The organism is Bifidobacterium sp. POST2/T3 (B1), assembly GCF_058197115.1.
Genome location: NZ_JBVPQK010000045.1, coordinates 1 through 14,213 on the forward strand (window position 1 = coordinate 1; position 14,213 = coordinate 14,213).

Here is a 14,213-nt window from a genome sequence, read left to right on the forward strand (position 1 = left end):
AGTCATGGCCGGGGGATTCGTCGGCCCACCTTCGGCACCCGCCTGCCCCGCTATCGCACCAGATGCGGGATCTTCGACGATCTGACCGCAGCCCAGATTCGGCGGTTGGGCTCCGGCTGGCCACAACTGGTCAAGCCCGTCCAATTCGCGGTCGAGGATGTACCGCCATCCGACCCCACCCCATGGGAGGACCAGTCAGACCTCTTCTCACGCAGTTTTCCGGCGGGCCGCGGCATCCCCGCCAGGATCGTTCTCTACCGAATGCCCATCCAGAGCAAGACCCGAGACCGCACGGAGCTGGAGCTGATCATCCGCGACGAGCTTGTCCTGCAGCTAGCTGACCTGTACGGGCGCGACCCTGAAGAGATCGACCCCATGTGGGGACGCTGAGAGCCGAATCTTAGGGCAGTACAGTGGAGTCTGGGCCGGAGCGGATCACGGTGGTGGTGGGCATAAGCCCGTCAGGAGTCATGATCGCCAGACCAGCCAAGCCAGCCTGTTTGACCGCGTCCACACTCAGGCGTGCGTTCCAGATCAACCGGGAGGAGCCATGCTCGGAGTCCTCATTCAGCCGCACGGCGGCCACATGGTCGCCCAAATCGTGGGCTGAAAGCTCATGGGCACGACCTGCTTCTATGGTCAGCGAGCGCTCCCCCAGCTTGTTGCCCTTCTCGTCGAATCCAACCAGTTCGGCCTTGATCTGATTCGTCGATGGATTGACCAGCGTCAGCGTGGCCTGGGCAGGCTGGGATATAGTCAGGGCCGAGGAGGCAGTAGCAGTCCCCGCGGGAATCAGAGCCAGGTCGGACTGTGACTGGTCCTGGCTACCCTGGCCTGTCACCTGCAGGACTGCACGGACGGGCCGGTCGGCATGCACCTGCAGAGCCAGCTTGCCATCGGGCACACCACCCAGATCCACCGCGGTGGCCTGAGAGCCCTGCAGATCCACCCGCCGCAAGGATTGCTGACCGCCTTCATCCACCCAGAACAGGTCCACCGCCGTGGCATGGGATCCCTGTAGAAGCAGAGTGGCCTGGTCAGCCCCGCGCAGGCCGGGAATGACCAGATCACGGCCGGGAGCCGCCAATGTAGTCATCTGATCAGACCCGCGTGGATTAAGTCCGACCATAACATTGACGGAGACCGACATGGCTACCGGAGCCTGTGAGCTGCGAGCCCGGACGTAGATGGCCTGCTGACCAGGAGCCGCCGCAGACAGATCATATGAGGCATGGCCGCCAGGAGCCACGGTCATGGTCTTGCCTGTCTCCAGGGGCAGCCTACCTGAGGAGCGCGAACCCTGGACCTCGAGACTGATCACCGTGGCCTTGGATGACGGGTTGTAGACCACCAACCGCTGGGTATTCCCTCTGCTGGTGGCGGGCAACAGGAAGTCGGCATCCATGACGGCCCGGGGGCAGGCCAGCGCCTGGATTCCTCTAAGATCACCCTTCGTGGCCCAGGAGACCATACCGGCGGCAGCCCCCGTACCCGGCTGGGACTTGAGCATCCGGGAATCGAAGGCAGTGGCCGAAGCGCCGGGGTCGAGCGAAGCGGCCATGACTTTCTGCCCGTCCAAGAGATCGGGATCAGTCAACGTGGTGTGTCGCCCACTTCCCATTGGGGTCAGGCTGGAACTGCCAATGGATCCGAAGGCGGCGGCCGTGACGCGGGAGCTCAGATCACCCTCCGATGCCTTGAACTGGTCATCGCCGACCTTATCCTCGTCCGCTACCGTCATTCGAGCCGGGCAGTAGGCCGCTACCTCTCGCTGACTGACCCGGCTGGAAACGGCTGTAGATCCTCGGGCACCATCAGCCAATGAGGCCGGAGGTGCCCAGATCAGCAGAGCGGCAATCAGGACCGCCACCAGAGGCGCCGTGACCAGAGCGGCCACCAGGGATCCCTTGCTTCGTGCACTCATAGCTGCTCCCCTCCAAAGTAGCCCGGACGCGGCAGAGCCACCAGGCAGTATCCCAGCAGGACCAGGGCCAGGGTCCACAGCCAGACCCGCCTCCGAGTGCTGGCCTCTGCTCGTGTGACACCAGTCATGTCAACGCCCACGTCCTTGCCGGACTGTGAGTTCAAACGGAAATAGGTTCCCTGTGCATTGGCCACCACCTGCTGGGCACCTTCGCTGGCGGTGATATTGGACACCAGGTCATCGTTGGGCGTGGACCCCAATCCCGCTGCTCCGGAACGATCAACTGGCACGTAGATACCGCCGAAGCCTAGGTCGGCCACCGCAGCTACGGCTTTTGAGTCGGCTTTGGCCATCAGAGCAGCTGCTGAATGCGAGAGGACATCCTCGCCGGCCAGCTGATTGCCATTCACTCTCTGGACGCGCAGGGCAGGCGAGGCATCTACCAGCTCTCCTCGTGAGGTGTGCAGACCGGTGTAGGCCACGCGACCATGGGAGGGAGATGTCAGCACCAGCACCCGATGGGATGGATCCTTCTCCAGGTAGTCCACCGCCACAGCCGGAAGCTGCCGGCCGTCCGCAGACAGGGGCCCACCGACAGGCGCCACCAGACCGATCACTGCTACACCCACAGTGATTAGGGCCAGGACCAGGACCAGCAAGAGCCTGAAAACACGTCCGCCACCATTAACTGCAATTGCAGAGGTTGAAGAGGATTGCGCAGGAGGCAGGGGCGGACGATCGGCGTCGTTGTCAGTGGCCTGATCATGCCCAGAAGCAAGGGGCGAGAAGGGACGGACGGCCCTGCCAGCCAGCAGACCCAGGCAGGCCAGAAGACCCATGAATGCCATCATCATGCCAGGCAGGACTGAACCGGCCACTGGACCGGTCTCGTCCAGGCCAGTGCAGACCGCCTGCGAGACCAGCGCCAGGACCAGGCCCAACAGGACCGTGATCCAAAGAATCCTGGCCGCCTTGAGCACCCGAGGCACAATCAAGGTAACAAAGGCCAGGAGGACCACCGCCAGCAGACAGCAGGCCAGCGTGGCAGGACGCCAGAGTTCAGGTCGCCACCTGGTGGGCCACAGGGCCGAAGCATCCAGGCCCAGCAGGCGGGCCAGCAGTTCCCCTAGGCTACCGGTTCGAGGCTGACCGGTCAGATCCACCGAGGGAACCATCAGATCTGCGAAAAGCTGCCTCCAAAGCCCGTCCTTGGCATGATGCAGGGAGTTGACCAGGGTTGGCGCCAGGGCCAGCACCGAAGGCAGGGGCATTAGCAACAGCATTATCCGATGGGATGACACCAGGCAGATTGCCATGATGAAGAGCGGAATCATGGCCAATATGAGCTGAGGTTCGGCTACCAGGACCGGCAGGAAGCAGATGGAGGCCAGAGCCGCCTGCTGCACCGAAGCCTTGGGGTGCACGGGAGCCTCGGTCTGATACAGCCCCACGGCCTTGAAAACGAAGGCAAAGGCGGCAGGCATGAAGGCCATTACCGTCAGCATGGGCAACTGCAGACCATCCACTATGCCCAGGGCGAATGCCAGACAAGTCCAGAGCAGCCCCAGCAGGAAGCGGATGGGATTGGACCTGGTGACCACGCCGGCCAGGGCCCAGAAAGACAGAGCGGCCAGTCCCGTTTCAGCCAGGAGCATCAAGGCCATGGCCTGGGCCACATGACCGCCAGTCAACAGGGCGAAGGGTAGGAGCACCAAGAGGAAGGGGGCAGGAACTGCAGGCTGTCCCACGCCCTCGGCCCAGGACCAGGAGGTGGTGGCCGCCGCCAGCAGGCGGGACCAGTCAGCTCCTGACGAGGGCAGGAAGGGCGCATGGATGGCTCCTCCCGAGAAAATGGCTTGGCAGAGGGACCAATGGGTGGCTACCAGAGCTACCAAGACCGCTGTGGTCATACCCGAAGCCCAGGCCAGGCGATGCAGGAACTGCTGGCGCAGATGAGCCAGGGCCAGGTGGCTGAGCATGGGATGTTCCTGCTGATCGCGGAAGGCTTGCCTACGCTGCCGCCACTGCCGGATCTGCTGACTGTTGGCCTGAAGAATGTTCAATCGGCGTGGACTACCATGGCAGGCGGAAGTCAGACGGCGACGCATGGTCAGCAAGGCCGCAGGACGGGTCAGAATCCGCCAGGGCGCACACAGACGACACAGGGCCCTGTAGGGCCGTTTGCCGATGAGATCAAGGGCCATGAGCCACAGTGCCGCCAGAACTCGCCAGAGCCAGACCAGCGGCCACCAAGGCAGGGCAAAGTCAGTCAGCAGGTAACGCTCCCGAGCCAGTATGGGCCCCATGGAGGCATCCAAGGGACGGTCGGGCTGCACCGGCCGCCCATTCCGGTCGCGCAATCCGCTCATCCGTGCGCTGGCATGGGCCATCCGGACACTGGGCACCACTACCACACGCCCCCCTGACAGGCAGATGCGGCGGCAAAGGTCGTCGGCTTGGCCGAAAGTTCCAGCCCAGGCACCTGGTCCACCCAGATCCTTCATAGTCTGCATGGGCACCAGGGCACCAGCCAGACTCACCGCGAAAACATCCTGGCGTGCGTCATACTGCTCCTGGTCGGGCTCGCTGTCCACTACCAGGCTCACCGTTCGGTGATGGTAGGCATACCGACCCACATCCCGCAGTCCCTCGCCCTGCCAGTCATACTGCTTGGCGCCCAACAGGGAAGCAGTGGGATTGCTGTGCCAGGTGTCCACCAGCCTGTCTAGGCAATGCTCATCCATCGGACGGCAGTCGTCGTGCAGAAGCCAAAGGGCACGGATTCGACCAGGCAGACGGGCATAGCCAAGTGCCTTGTCCACGGCATCGCCGAAGGAAGAGGCGCCTTTGGCGCGAACCACCTGCACTTCCACCCGCGCTGGCCCGTCCACCGGGAACTGCGCATAGAGAGGCTCCACAGTGATCCCCGAGCAGTCCGCGATAACTAGGACCCTAGGCAAGAGGCTCTGTCGCAAGAGGGCACGCAGGGTATCAGACAGGTAGGTCAGGTCATGCTCGACCGTGATCACCGCCGCCACGGCATCCTCCACATGAGGACTGGCAGCAGGCGAACATGCGTTCATAACTGCAGAGAGGACCTGCCGGACATCCTGGGCTTGAGGCGCGACGAAACTCATGCGTTCCAGTCTACGCAATCCAGGTCACCGGATGCCTCGCTCGGGCACCTGCGGCGATTCAGACCTGGTGCTGCGCGCGCATCCTCTTCTTGTAACGGCGGCGCTCCCGTTCGCTCATGCCACCCCAGATGCCAAAGCGTTCGTCGTGTTCGACCGCCCAGTCCAAGCACTGCTTTCGGACGGTGCAGTCGGCGCAGACCCGCTTGGCTTCCTGAGTGGAGCCTCCCTTGCCTGGGAAGAATGCTTCCGGGTCTGTCTGTGCACAGAGCGCCTCGCTCCGCCAGGATGGTCCGATGTTGACTTCGAACCATTGCATCAGCGGCGTCAGCCTGTTTTTAGTTGTACTGCTGTATCGAGCGTCTATAAAACCACTCATAGCGACCCCCCAGTCCCTAGTGTGTTTACACACTTTTATTACAGCCACTACGGAGGTCTTCTGTCAACCCCTACATGCCTGCAAGCGCAACTGAGCAACACGTGGAGGAGGCCATATCGCCCGAAGAGGAGCTGCGGATGAGGGTCAGACTATACTATGACTGGTTCAAGCACGCTTTACCGTCATCCCGGTTCTTCCCGCCGGAATGACCCCTACAGCGACAGCCGATGAGGAAGGCATAACCATTGACGTCCCCAACCAGAAAGATGGGTCTGCCCAACATCAAGGCGGGCAGGAACGGCAAGCCCCAGCACAGCGGTGGGTTTCGCAACAGCCACCGTCTGCGCACGGGCATCTGTCTGGCCCTTACCTTCATTCTTTGTTTCGTAGCCTCGACAGTGGCGGCCTTCTGGACCGACATCAACGGTCACATGCACGTGCTGGAGCCCGTCACCCTTGCTCAAAGCCACAAGGCCCCGGAAGACATCTACAAAGGCAAAACCCTGAACGTCCTGGTCCTGGGACAGGACACCCGGGACGGCAAGGGCAATGCCGATGTGGGCGGCAGCGGCGACGGCCTAGAGGAGAATCACCAGTCGGACACGGCCATGGTGGTCCAGATCGCCGCAGACCGTTCCTACGTGAACGTGGTCTCCATTCCCAGGGACTCCATCGTGAACGCCCCGGCCTGCACCACCAGCAAGGGGGAAACCATTCCGGCCCGCCGCCAGGTCATGTTCAACTCCATCTTCGCCGAAGGCTACAGCCAGGGCGGCGATGTGAATTCGGCCGCCAGCTGCTCTCTGGCTGCGGTCCGCTCACTGACCGGTTTGGACATTCAACAGTTCGCGGTGGCTGACTTTAACGGTTTCAAGTCCATCATCGACGCCCTGGGCGGGGTCGACGTATGCATCCCCAAGGATACCTGGGACGGCTATACCGGCATCAACCTGAAGCGCGGCCTGCGGCATCTGGACGGAACCCAAGCCACCGAGTACGCTCGCATGCGCCATGGAACCGCCGCCGACGGGTCGGACATTATGCGCACCACCCGCCAGCAGTATCTGATCAAGAGTCTGGTCAACGAAGCCAAGGCCGTCAATATCTATTCCGACCTGCCCAAGGCCTACCGTCTGGCCACCACCTCCATGTCCACCCTGCAGCTGAGCGAGGGCTTGGGCAACTTCCAGACCCTGCTGGGTCTGGGCAATTCGCTCAAGCACATAGACACCAAACATATCTACGCCCGTACCATACCTGTCGAGGAATGGTCCCAGGACAATTACCGAGTGGTATGGACGGATGAGGCCGACACTATCTGGCAACTGCTCCGAGAAGGGAAGCCTTTGACCCAGGCCAATGAGGCTGCAGAGTCAGCATCTTCATCAGACAAGCAGGCCAGCAATGATCAGGATGCCCAGAGTGTCCAAAACACACAGGGTGCTACTCAGGCAGCGGGCAACGGCTCTGACACAGAGGACGGCACCCAATCCCCATCTGCGTCCGCCGCTGCTCCACCCAAGCCCAGTCCCCGCACCGGACTGATCACCATGCCTGACAAGACCCTGATAGATCCGAACACGGGCGGAATCGTCGATCCGGACGACGGAACCATCAGGGATGCAAACACCGGACAGTACATCGGTATGGCGGACCGCTACCTGTTCGCTACGGTCTGTGCGGTTCCGGCGCAGAGATAGCCGATTAAGCCGCTGGGTCGTTCAGGCATGCTATTGCTTACCTAGTCGGTCAAAGCTACGGAGGTTAAGGGTATGCGGACTGGATCAGACCAAGGCGGACAGGGACAGGAGCCTCCTAGCTTCATGCCCTCCGGTCATCACCGTCCGGCGGCCGACCTCGGAACCCCAGGTACCGAGGCTAGACACAGCCGTAGCCAGACGCCTCCCAGCTTTTCCCCCTCCTCCGGGACTGGGCATCAGCCGGGGCAGACCGGCGGGGCCCGGAAGGCCAGACGCACCAGCGGATCATCGAAGACCACACCCCAGCCAAGGGCCACGGCTGCACCTGTTGGAAACGACTGGAGCAACAGAAGCAATCGAAGCATGCGCAATGGCACTGCCCTCGTCCACAGACACCCCTTGCGCAGATTCATAACCATTCTGCTTTTGGTCCTGCTGCTGGCACTGGTCGTACTGGCGGGTGGAGGATGGTTCTGGATCAATGGCAAGCTCACCCGCGACAAAATGCTGACCGATGCCCCTGGTTCAGAGGCCACCACATGGCTCCTTCTGGGATCGGACCAGCGCGACGGTTCTCCGGGGGCCGGACAGGATGCCAGCATCACCGGCTTCCGCACCGACACCATCCTGGTACTGACCAAGCCCCGGCACGGAGCCGCCTCCTTGATTTCAGTCCCCCGGGATTCCCTGGTCAAGCAGGACGGGGATTACATGAAAATCAACGCCGTGGCCTACACATCGGGCTACCGGGCCCTGACCGGCCAGATTGAGGACATCACCGGCCATAAGGTCGATCACGTGGCCTTGATCCGGTTTGGAGGCCTCAGTAAGGTGGTCGACGCTCTGGGCGGTGTCAGGCTTTGCTACGATGCAGACGTCAACGACCCCAACTCAGGCATGGTCTGGTCCCGCGGCTGTCATCAGGCTGACGGCGGTATGGCCCTGGCCTTCACCCGCATGCGCTACTCGGATCCCAAGGGGGACTTCGGACGTGCCGAACGCCAGCGTCAGGCCATCTCAGCCATCACTGCCAAGGCGCTCCAGCCCTCGGTCATGCTCAACCCGTCGACGTCCGGAAAGGTCCTTTCGGCGGGTCTGGATGCCTTGGTGGTGGATGAGCGGACCAACCCCATGGACCTTGTGCGCATGGTCCTGGCCTTCCGCAGTGCCAGCAGCAGCAAAGGCATCACCGGAAGCGTCTACTGGGCGGATCCTGACTACTATCCGGGCTGGGGTCTCGGTTCCACCGTTCTGCTGGATCAAGCCCGCAACACCGATCTGTTCAATAAGCTTGCGCAGGGCAGTCATGCCCCCGGAACCGTCGGCGGCATGTAGCACCGTCCGCCTATCCCGGCCTGATTCCACATTCGACCACATGCCAGATTTGCCCTGGCACTCCCCAGCCGGGCCCTTCATGCTGAAGACATGATAAAGGCCAATTCATCAGCAGCTGCATTTCCGATATCAGCAGCCGGGCCGAAAGTCTCTAACCAGGTTGCAGGCGATCGGCACTCTGCCAGCCTCAAAGAGCGAAAGGCCAAAAAGGGAAGGATCCAGGTCATTCTGACCCTGGTCGCCCAAACGGCTCCGGCCGCGGCCCAGGCGGGCATGATCTGGTACGCAGTCGGCCAGGGCCGCTGGATATTGCTCCTCCTCTTGTTACCCAGCCTGACAGGTACCCTGGCCATGCTGCTTTTGAGCCTGCTGCGAGCGCATCAACAGCCACCGTCATCTCTCCCCGCCCACGCACAATTGGAATACGGCATAGCATCGAATCGTGCTTCCCTATCGACAAGCACAGAGGACCAGACACGGCAGGACTTGGCTCAGCTGGCCTCCGACCCGGGCCCTCGGCTGGAGTCCCGTCTGTTGGGATCAGGGGCTTCGGAAGCACATGGTCTGCTCTGGCAGAGCATCGTTCATGCCTGGCTTGCTGCATCGGGGAAGACAGCACCGGCAATCATCGGTGCCCGTCCTGATCACAGACCGCTGGTCATCGATCTGCCGCGTGACGGACCCCACGCCCTGGTGGCAGGTACAACGGGATCAGGCAAGTCGGTTTTTCTGCAGACCTGGTGTCTGGCCCTGACCGCCAGTCAGCCTCCAGACCGGCTCAATCTGGTCCTGCTGGACTTCAAGGGCGGTGCCGGCTTCGGCCTGTTGGCCCGACTGCCACACACCGTGGGCTGCGTGACCAATTTGGATCTGGACCAGGCCGTACGAGCGCTGAACGGCCTTCAGCGGGAATTGGAGCGCCGTCAGCGCCTGGTTGCCAGAGCAGGGGTGGAGGACACTGCCCTGATGTCCGATCCACCGGCGCGCCTGGTGGTGGTCATTGACGAGTTCCAGGCCCTGCGCCAACTCCTGCCCGACTATCTGGACAAACTGACCGCCCTGGCATCTCAGGGCAGGTCCCTGGGTATGAACCTAGTGGCCTGCACCCAGCAAACCATGGGGCAGGTCAGCGCCCAGATGCGTGCCAACATGAACCTGGGCATATGTCTGCGCGTGCGCGACCCCCTGCAGTCCAAAGAGTTGCTGGGGTCCTCCTGCGCCACGGCGATTGACCCTGCCTGTCCAGGTCTGGGCTTCCTGGAGCAAGGTCGGGGCCCCCAGGCCTTCCGCACCTGCCCAGCAGCTGACCCACAAACCCTGGTGGAACAGATCATCAAAGCCAGTCGCTTCTGCGGCAGCCGACCGCCAGCACCGCTCTTCTCTCCTCCCCTGCCAGAGCGTGATCCGGCCTGCGGAAAGATTCTCTGGCAATCAGGGCGTCCCCAGATACCTTTGGGACACACCGACGACGGTGTCCTGCTGCACCTCTACCACCTGCCCCTCAAAGGTCATACGGCCGTGATTGGACCGCCAGGCCGAGGAAAGAGCACCCTTCTAGCCCTGCTGCTTCGTTCCCTGCTTACCCTGATGAAGTCAGGAGCCCAACCAGAACCCAGCTTTGATTTGCGCATCACGCGGCGAACAGGCCAGGGCTACAGCAGCCGGGACTCGACAGGTCCGGTGCCGACACCGCCTAAAGGTCATCAACGTGGCAACCGGGGGCTGGTCTGGATTGTTGACGATGCCCAAGACCTGCTGGATCCGCTCTGTCGGGATCCATTGTCCCCGCTCTTGCAGGAGGCTTTGGGACAGGAGGGAACCACGGTGATTCTAGCTGTGGATGCGGCCAGTGCCCTGCGCAGACCTGAGCGTTTCAGCCGTCGTCTGGTGTTCCCCTGTGGCGAACGGGGGGCCGATCTGGCGGCTGGCATCCCCGCCGATCAGCTGGCCGCCCTATCCACCCGGGCCAGCGCCATTCCTGGACGGTGTCTGGTTCTGGAGGCGGGTCACGCCATTCCGCTACAGGTGTTCTCTTTAGCCGTAAAACAAATGGACCCTTGAAAAAAGTCACCCATCGTGCTTATCTTGCATAGGGTAGTGATAAAGCACAGATAAAAACTTCTTGGAGGCTTAGGTAGATGAGTAATGCGTTTGATTGGCGCGCCAAGGCTGCTTGCCGTGACAAGGACCCTGAGCTGTTCTTCCCTGTCGGCAACACAGGTGCAGCCTATCAGCAGATCGAGGAGGCCAAGGCTGTCTGCCGGACCTGCAAGGTCATTGACGCCTGTCTGAAGTGCGCCCTGGACACCAATCAGGATTACGGCGTCTGGGGCGGACTGAGCGAGGACGAACGCAGGGCTCTCAAGCGTCGGGCCATGCGTGCACGCAGGTCCCAGGCCATGCAGATGCAGTCCTGATTCCTTCCCGATTGCACCGAACAGTTGAGGGGCGATGGCTTGATGCCACCGCCCCTTTCTTTTCCTGAAAAGCACCCCTCGCTAATAGGTTTTCGGGATATCACACGTCCTGCGCCACGCGCAGCTTGATGTTGATGACCACCCGGGTGCCCCCATCCCGGCGTGGCTCCCACTTGACCGTACCGCCGAAGTCGTTGGTGACGAAGGTATTGATGATCTGCGTGCCCAGCCCGGACCCGGTGGACCGAGCCTGTCCCTGATCCGACTCGGTGCTGTAGCCGTTGCCGTCATCCTCGACAACCACATTCAGGTTGTTGCCACCCCGGCCTACCGATATGGTGATATGCCCCTCGTCACGGCCCTCAAAACCGTGTTCGACAGCATTGTTGACCAGCTCGGTCAGCACCAGGGACAAGGGTGTTGCATCCTGGGCTGGCATCATCCCGAACTTGCCCACGTAGGAGATGGTGATGTGCTGGTCGCTGGTGGTGGCCAGGTCCACGCTCATCTTCAGCAGGTTGGCAATCACCTTATCGAAGTCCACAATCTCGTCGGCGGTCTGGCTGAGGCCCTCGTGAACCACGGCGATGGTCTGGACGCGGCGCTGGGCCTCCTCCAGCTCCTTGCGGACCTCGTCTGACTTGGTCCGCCTGGCCTGCAGCCGCAGCAGGGCTGACACGGCCTGAAGGTTGTTCTTGACACGGTGATGGATCTCGGAGATGGTGGCATCCTTGGTCTGCAGCTCCTTCTCCCGGCGGCGCAGCTCGGTCACGTCCCGGCAGAGAACGATGGCGCCGGTCCTGCCCTGCTTGCCGTACAAGGGCAGGGAGCGCATGGAGACAGCCGACCCGTTGGCATCTAGTTCCGAGTCCACAGCCGCCTTGCCCGATAAGACCAACGGCAAAGAGTCGGGCACGGGATCGTTCTCCTTGAGCAGGGAAGTACCAATCTCGCTCAGGTACTGGCCAATCATGGTCTCCACTGAGCCCAGTCGGCGGAAGCAGCTGATGGCGTTGGGTGAGGCATAACGCACTACGCCGCTTGCCGTCAACACAAAGAAACCGTCGGCCACCCTGGCGTTGTGCCGCTGGTTGAGCACCGAATCCGCGTATGGGAACTCGCCGCGGGTGATCATTTCGAAAAGTTCCTTGCCCGCGTTGATGCTCTCACTCTCGTAACGGCCATTGGACTCGCGCGTGGCCATGTTGGTCTCGCGGACCACCAAGCCTAGGGTTTTGCCCTGGTGACGGATAGGGGCATAGACATCGCAGACCGTGGCGCGGCCGATGGTCCGCAGCTTGTTGGATCGCAGCACCCCCTTGGACTGCATGGCCGCCTCCAGCTCCTCGCTGCGATCGGTCGGGAAATGCTCTCCGACCACATCTTCGGTGCGCAAAGACATGACCGTTGAGGGCCGGCACTGCTCAGCCACAGTGAACTCCCCCTCGCCGGTACGCAGCAGGAGCAGCAGGTCGGCAAAGCTTAGATCGGCGATGACCTGCCAGTCGGCCACCAGGTGGTGGAGCCACTCGCGGTCCTCCTCGTTGCAGTCGTCGCAGGATGCCAGAATCTCGGAAAAATCAGCCATGCCCTCCATCATACAAAGGGCCCTCGGAAGCAGACAGGCGGGTCATGCCCAGGGCGATGATGACATGCGCGTCCAATACACGGGTCTGGGGTAGGGTGGTTCACGGATGTTTCGCCCCGGCTACCGGACCCGACAGGCCCGGACCAGTCAAGGGACCAAGGGAGGGCCATGGCAACCAGGACCAGCGAGGACGGCAGACCGCCTGAAGACCAGGAGGCCGATCCCGATCTCGAACGCCGCCGTCAGCAGCGCCGACAGGAGCTGACCTACCTGCGCAGGGACGCAGAGGTGGCCCATGAGGCCCATCTGCAGGCCAGGGCCGATGCGGTGCGCGCCAAAGCCAAGGCCAAGGCTGCACGGATCATGGCCAAGGCCGAGATCAAAGCCTCACGAATCGAGGGCATCCCCGACATGGAGATCGAACGCAAGGTCCGCCTGGATGTGCACGGCCGCCCCAAGCCCCTGCTGCGTGGCTGGATTCACGCCGTGGCCGCCCCGCTGGCCCTGGCCGCCGGCATCGTGCTGATCTGTTTGGCCCACGGCACTGGCCTTAAGCTGGCATGTGCGGTCTTCATGGTCGCCTCACTGGCCCTCTTCGGTAACTCGGCTCTCTACCATCTGGGCGACTGGACCCCGGGGACCACGGACGTTCTGCGCCGCTTGGACCACGTCAACATCTTCCTGCTCATCGCCGGCACCTACACGCCGATTTCCTTTGCACTGGACCCCTTCTGGCGGCGGGTCATCATCCTGGGCATGTGGGGGGCCAGCCTGGTGGCCATGATCGTCCACGTCTTCTGGATCGATGCTCCCCGCTGGCTCTACACCCTTGTCTACGTGGTCTTCGGAGTCTCGGGAGTGGGCTTCCTGAAACTCTTCTGGGACTCCCCCATGGCCGGTCCGCCGGTGGTTTGGCTGATCGTGGCCGGCGGCCTGGCCTACATCCTGGGGGCGATTGTCTACGGTCTGCGTCGGCCGGACCCTTGGCCCCGGGTATTCGGCTTCCATGAGATATTCCACTGCGGCACGGTCATCGGCTATGCCTGCCACATCGTGGCCATCTATCTGGTGGTCTGCAACCTGCGCTGAGCAGCTCTCCAGCCGAACCGCACTTTTAACAAAGACCATCGGCCTGCCTTACGAACCAAGTGGTCATTCATAGAGCAGTCACCCACAGACGAAGCCGCCCCCCGTCGACCATGGCGGAGAGCGGCTTCATTCAGGCCGAGCTGGGACGGTGAGGGGTCGTCCCGCTACTTGAGAGGCTGGGCATCCTTGACGGTGACCGAGATGTCCTTGCCATTGGGAGCCTTGTAGGTCACGGTCTGGCCCTTCTTGGCGCCCATGAGGGCCGCGCCGATAGGCGACTCGGGGCTGATGACATCATAGTCGGTGGCCACGGTCAAATCTCTGGAACCCAGCACATAGACCATTTCATTGCCGGCCATGGTCAAGGTCACCAGGGATCCGTTGCCCACCGTGCCAGCCTTAGGAGCCTTGAGGATCTTGGCGTTGCGAAGCTTGACGATCAGCTCGTTTATCCGCCCCTCGTTCTTACCCTGCTCCTCGCGCGCAGCCTGGTAGCCGCCGTTCTCGCTCAGATCACCCTCGGCTCGAGCCGCCGCGATACGTTCGGTAATCTCGTCGCGGTACTCGCCCTGACGGTGGTCAAGCTCCTCCTTCAGCTTGTCGTAAGCGGCCTGTGTCAGCAGAATCGTCTTTTCCTCAGCCATGTG

Annotated in this window: 11 protein-coding genes; 6 read left to right on the forward strand and 5 right to left on the reverse strand. The window is 62.2% G+C overall.

The genetic code is table 11. The features are described from left to right. A partial coding sequence (locus tag AC0AP0_RS03700) for a metallopeptidase family protein (protein ID WP_490429427.1) occupies positions 1 to 390 on the forward strand: 390 nt, incomplete at its 5' end. Positions 391 to 400: 10 nt separating this feature from the next. Here the strand turns inward: AC0AP0_RS03700 and AC0AP0_RS03705 are convergent. The 3 genes from AC0AP0_RS03705 to AC0AP0_RS03715 are packed head-to-tail and all read right to left on the reverse strand — an operon-like array spanning position 401 to position 5,377. Continuing rightward, positions 401 to 1,924 carry a DUF5719 family protein gene (locus tag AC0AP0_RS03705; RefSeq protein WP_490429428.1) on the reverse strand — a complete coding sequence of 508 codons (1,524 nt, stop codon included), beginning with the start codon at positions 1,922 to 1,924 and terminating at the stop codon, positions 401 to 403. Next, complete coding sequence (locus AC0AP0_RS03710) at positions 1,921 to 5,061, reverse strand: glycosyltransferase family 2 protein (protein WP_490429429.1); 3,141 nt, start codon at positions 5,059 to 5,061, stop codon at positions 1,921 to 1,923. Before AC0AP0_RS03710 ends, AC0AP0_RS03705 begins: the two co-directional genes overlap by 4 nt. 58 nt (positions 5,062 to 5,119) lie before the next feature. Continuing rightward, the gene (locus tag AC0AP0_RS03715; RefSeq protein WP_046323023.1) at positions 5,120 to 5,377 is read right to left on the reverse strand and encodes a WhiB family transcriptional regulator; all 258 of its coding nucleotides are present in this window, start codon (positions 5,375 to 5,377) and stop codon (positions 5,120 to 5,122) included. 305 nt (positions 5,378 to 5,682) lie between these two features. Between AC0AP0_RS03715 and AC0AP0_RS03720 the strand changes: the two genes are divergently transcribed. From AC0AP0_RS03720 to AC0AP0_RS03735, 4 genes are all read left to right on the forward strand, one after another. Beyond that, positions 5,683 to 7,137 carry an LCP family protein gene (locus AC0AP0_RS03720; RefSeq protein ID WP_490429430.1) on the forward strand — a complete coding sequence of 485 codons (1,455 nt, stop codon included), beginning with the start codon at positions 5,683 to 5,685 and terminating at the stop codon, positions 7,135 to 7,137. Positions 7,138 to 7,209: 72 nt separating this feature from the next. Continuing rightward, complete coding sequence (locus AC0AP0_RS03725; protein ID WP_490429431.1) at positions 7,210 to 8,472, forward strand: LCP family protein; 1,263 nt, start codon at positions 7,210 to 7,212, stop codon at positions 8,470 to 8,472. Positions 8,473 to 8,562: 90 nt separating this feature from the next. Continuing rightward, positions 8,563 to 10,533 (forward strand): FtsK/SpoIIIE domain-containing protein, encoded by a 1,971-nt coding sequence (locus AC0AP0_RS03730; RefSeq protein ID WP_490429432.1) that lies wholly within the window; start codon positions 8,563 to 8,565, stop codon positions 10,531 to 10,533. Positions 10,534 to 10,610: 77 nt separating this feature from the next. Beyond that, on the forward strand, positions 10,611 to 10,889 hold the full coding sequence (locus AC0AP0_RS03735) for a WhiB family transcriptional regulator (RefSeq protein ID WP_015021978.1): 279 nt from the start codon (positions 10,611 to 10,613) through the stop codon (positions 10,887 to 10,889). Positions 10,890 to 10,989: 100 nt separating this feature from the next. On the opposite strand, the gene AC0AP0_RS03740 is transcribed toward AC0AP0_RS03735, so the two are convergent. Then, the gene (locus AC0AP0_RS03740) at positions 10,990 to 12,477 is read right to left on the reverse strand and encodes a sensor histidine kinase (RefSeq protein ID WP_046323025.1); all 1,488 of its coding nucleotides are present in this window, start codon (positions 12,475 to 12,477) and stop codon (positions 10,990 to 10,992) included. Between the two features lie 168 nt (positions 12,478 to 12,645). Between AC0AP0_RS03740 and trhA the strand changes: the two genes are divergently transcribed. Beyond that, on the forward strand, positions 12,646 to 13,566 hold the full coding sequence (gene trhA / locus AC0AP0_RS03745; RefSeq protein WP_490429433.1) for a PAQR family membrane homeostasis protein TrhA: 921 nt from the start codon (positions 12,646 to 12,648) through the stop codon (positions 13,564 to 13,566). Between the two features lie 164 nt (positions 13,567 to 13,730). Here the strand turns inward: trhA and AC0AP0_RS03750 are convergent, their stop codons facing one another. Next, the gene (locus AC0AP0_RS03750) at positions 13,731 to 14,210 is read right to left on the reverse strand and encodes a GreA/GreB family elongation factor (protein WP_024627331.1); all 480 of its coding nucleotides are present in this window, start codon (positions 14,208 to 14,210) and stop codon (positions 13,731 to 13,733) included. Positions 14,211 to 14,213: the final 3 nt, after the last annotated feature.

Bases quoted from the DNA above. Each gene is read 5' to 3' on its own strand.
- AC0AP0_RS03705 (WP_490429428.1), bottom strand. From the start codon at position 1,924: ATGAGTGCACGAAGCAAGGGATCCCTGGTGGCCGCTCTGGTCACGGCG.
- AC0AP0_RS03710 (WP_490429429.1), bottom strand. From the start codon at position 5,061: ATGAGTTTCGTCGCGCCTCAAGCCCAGGATGTCCGGCAGGTCCTCTCT.
- AC0AP0_RS03715 (WP_046323023.1), bottom strand. From the start codon at position 5,377: ATGCAATGGTTCGAAGTCAACATCGGACCATCCTGGCGGAGCGAGGCG.
- AC0AP0_RS03725 (WP_490429431.1), top strand. From the start codon at position 7,210: ATGCGGACTGGATCAGACCAAGGCGGACAGGGACAGGAGCCTCCTAGC.
- AC0AP0_RS03730 (WP_490429432.1), top strand. From the start codon at position 8,563: ATGATAAAGGCCAATTCATCAGCAGCTGCATTTCCGATATCAGCAGCC.
- AC0AP0_RS03735 (WP_015021978.1), top strand. From the start codon at position 10,611: ATGAGTAATGCGTTTGATTGGCGCGCCAAGGCTGCTTGCCGTGACAAG.
- AC0AP0_RS03740 (WP_046323025.1), bottom strand. From the start codon at position 12,477: ATGGCTGATTTTTCCGAGATTCTGGCATCCTGCGACGACTGCAACGAG.
- trhA (WP_490429433.1), top strand. From the start codon at position 12,646: ATGGCAACCAGGACCAGCGAGGACGGCAGACCGCCTGAAGACCAGGAG.
- AC0AP0_RS03750 (WP_024627331.1), bottom strand. From the start codon at position 14,210: ATGGCTGAGGAAAAGACGATTCTGCTGACACAGGCCGCTTACGACAAG.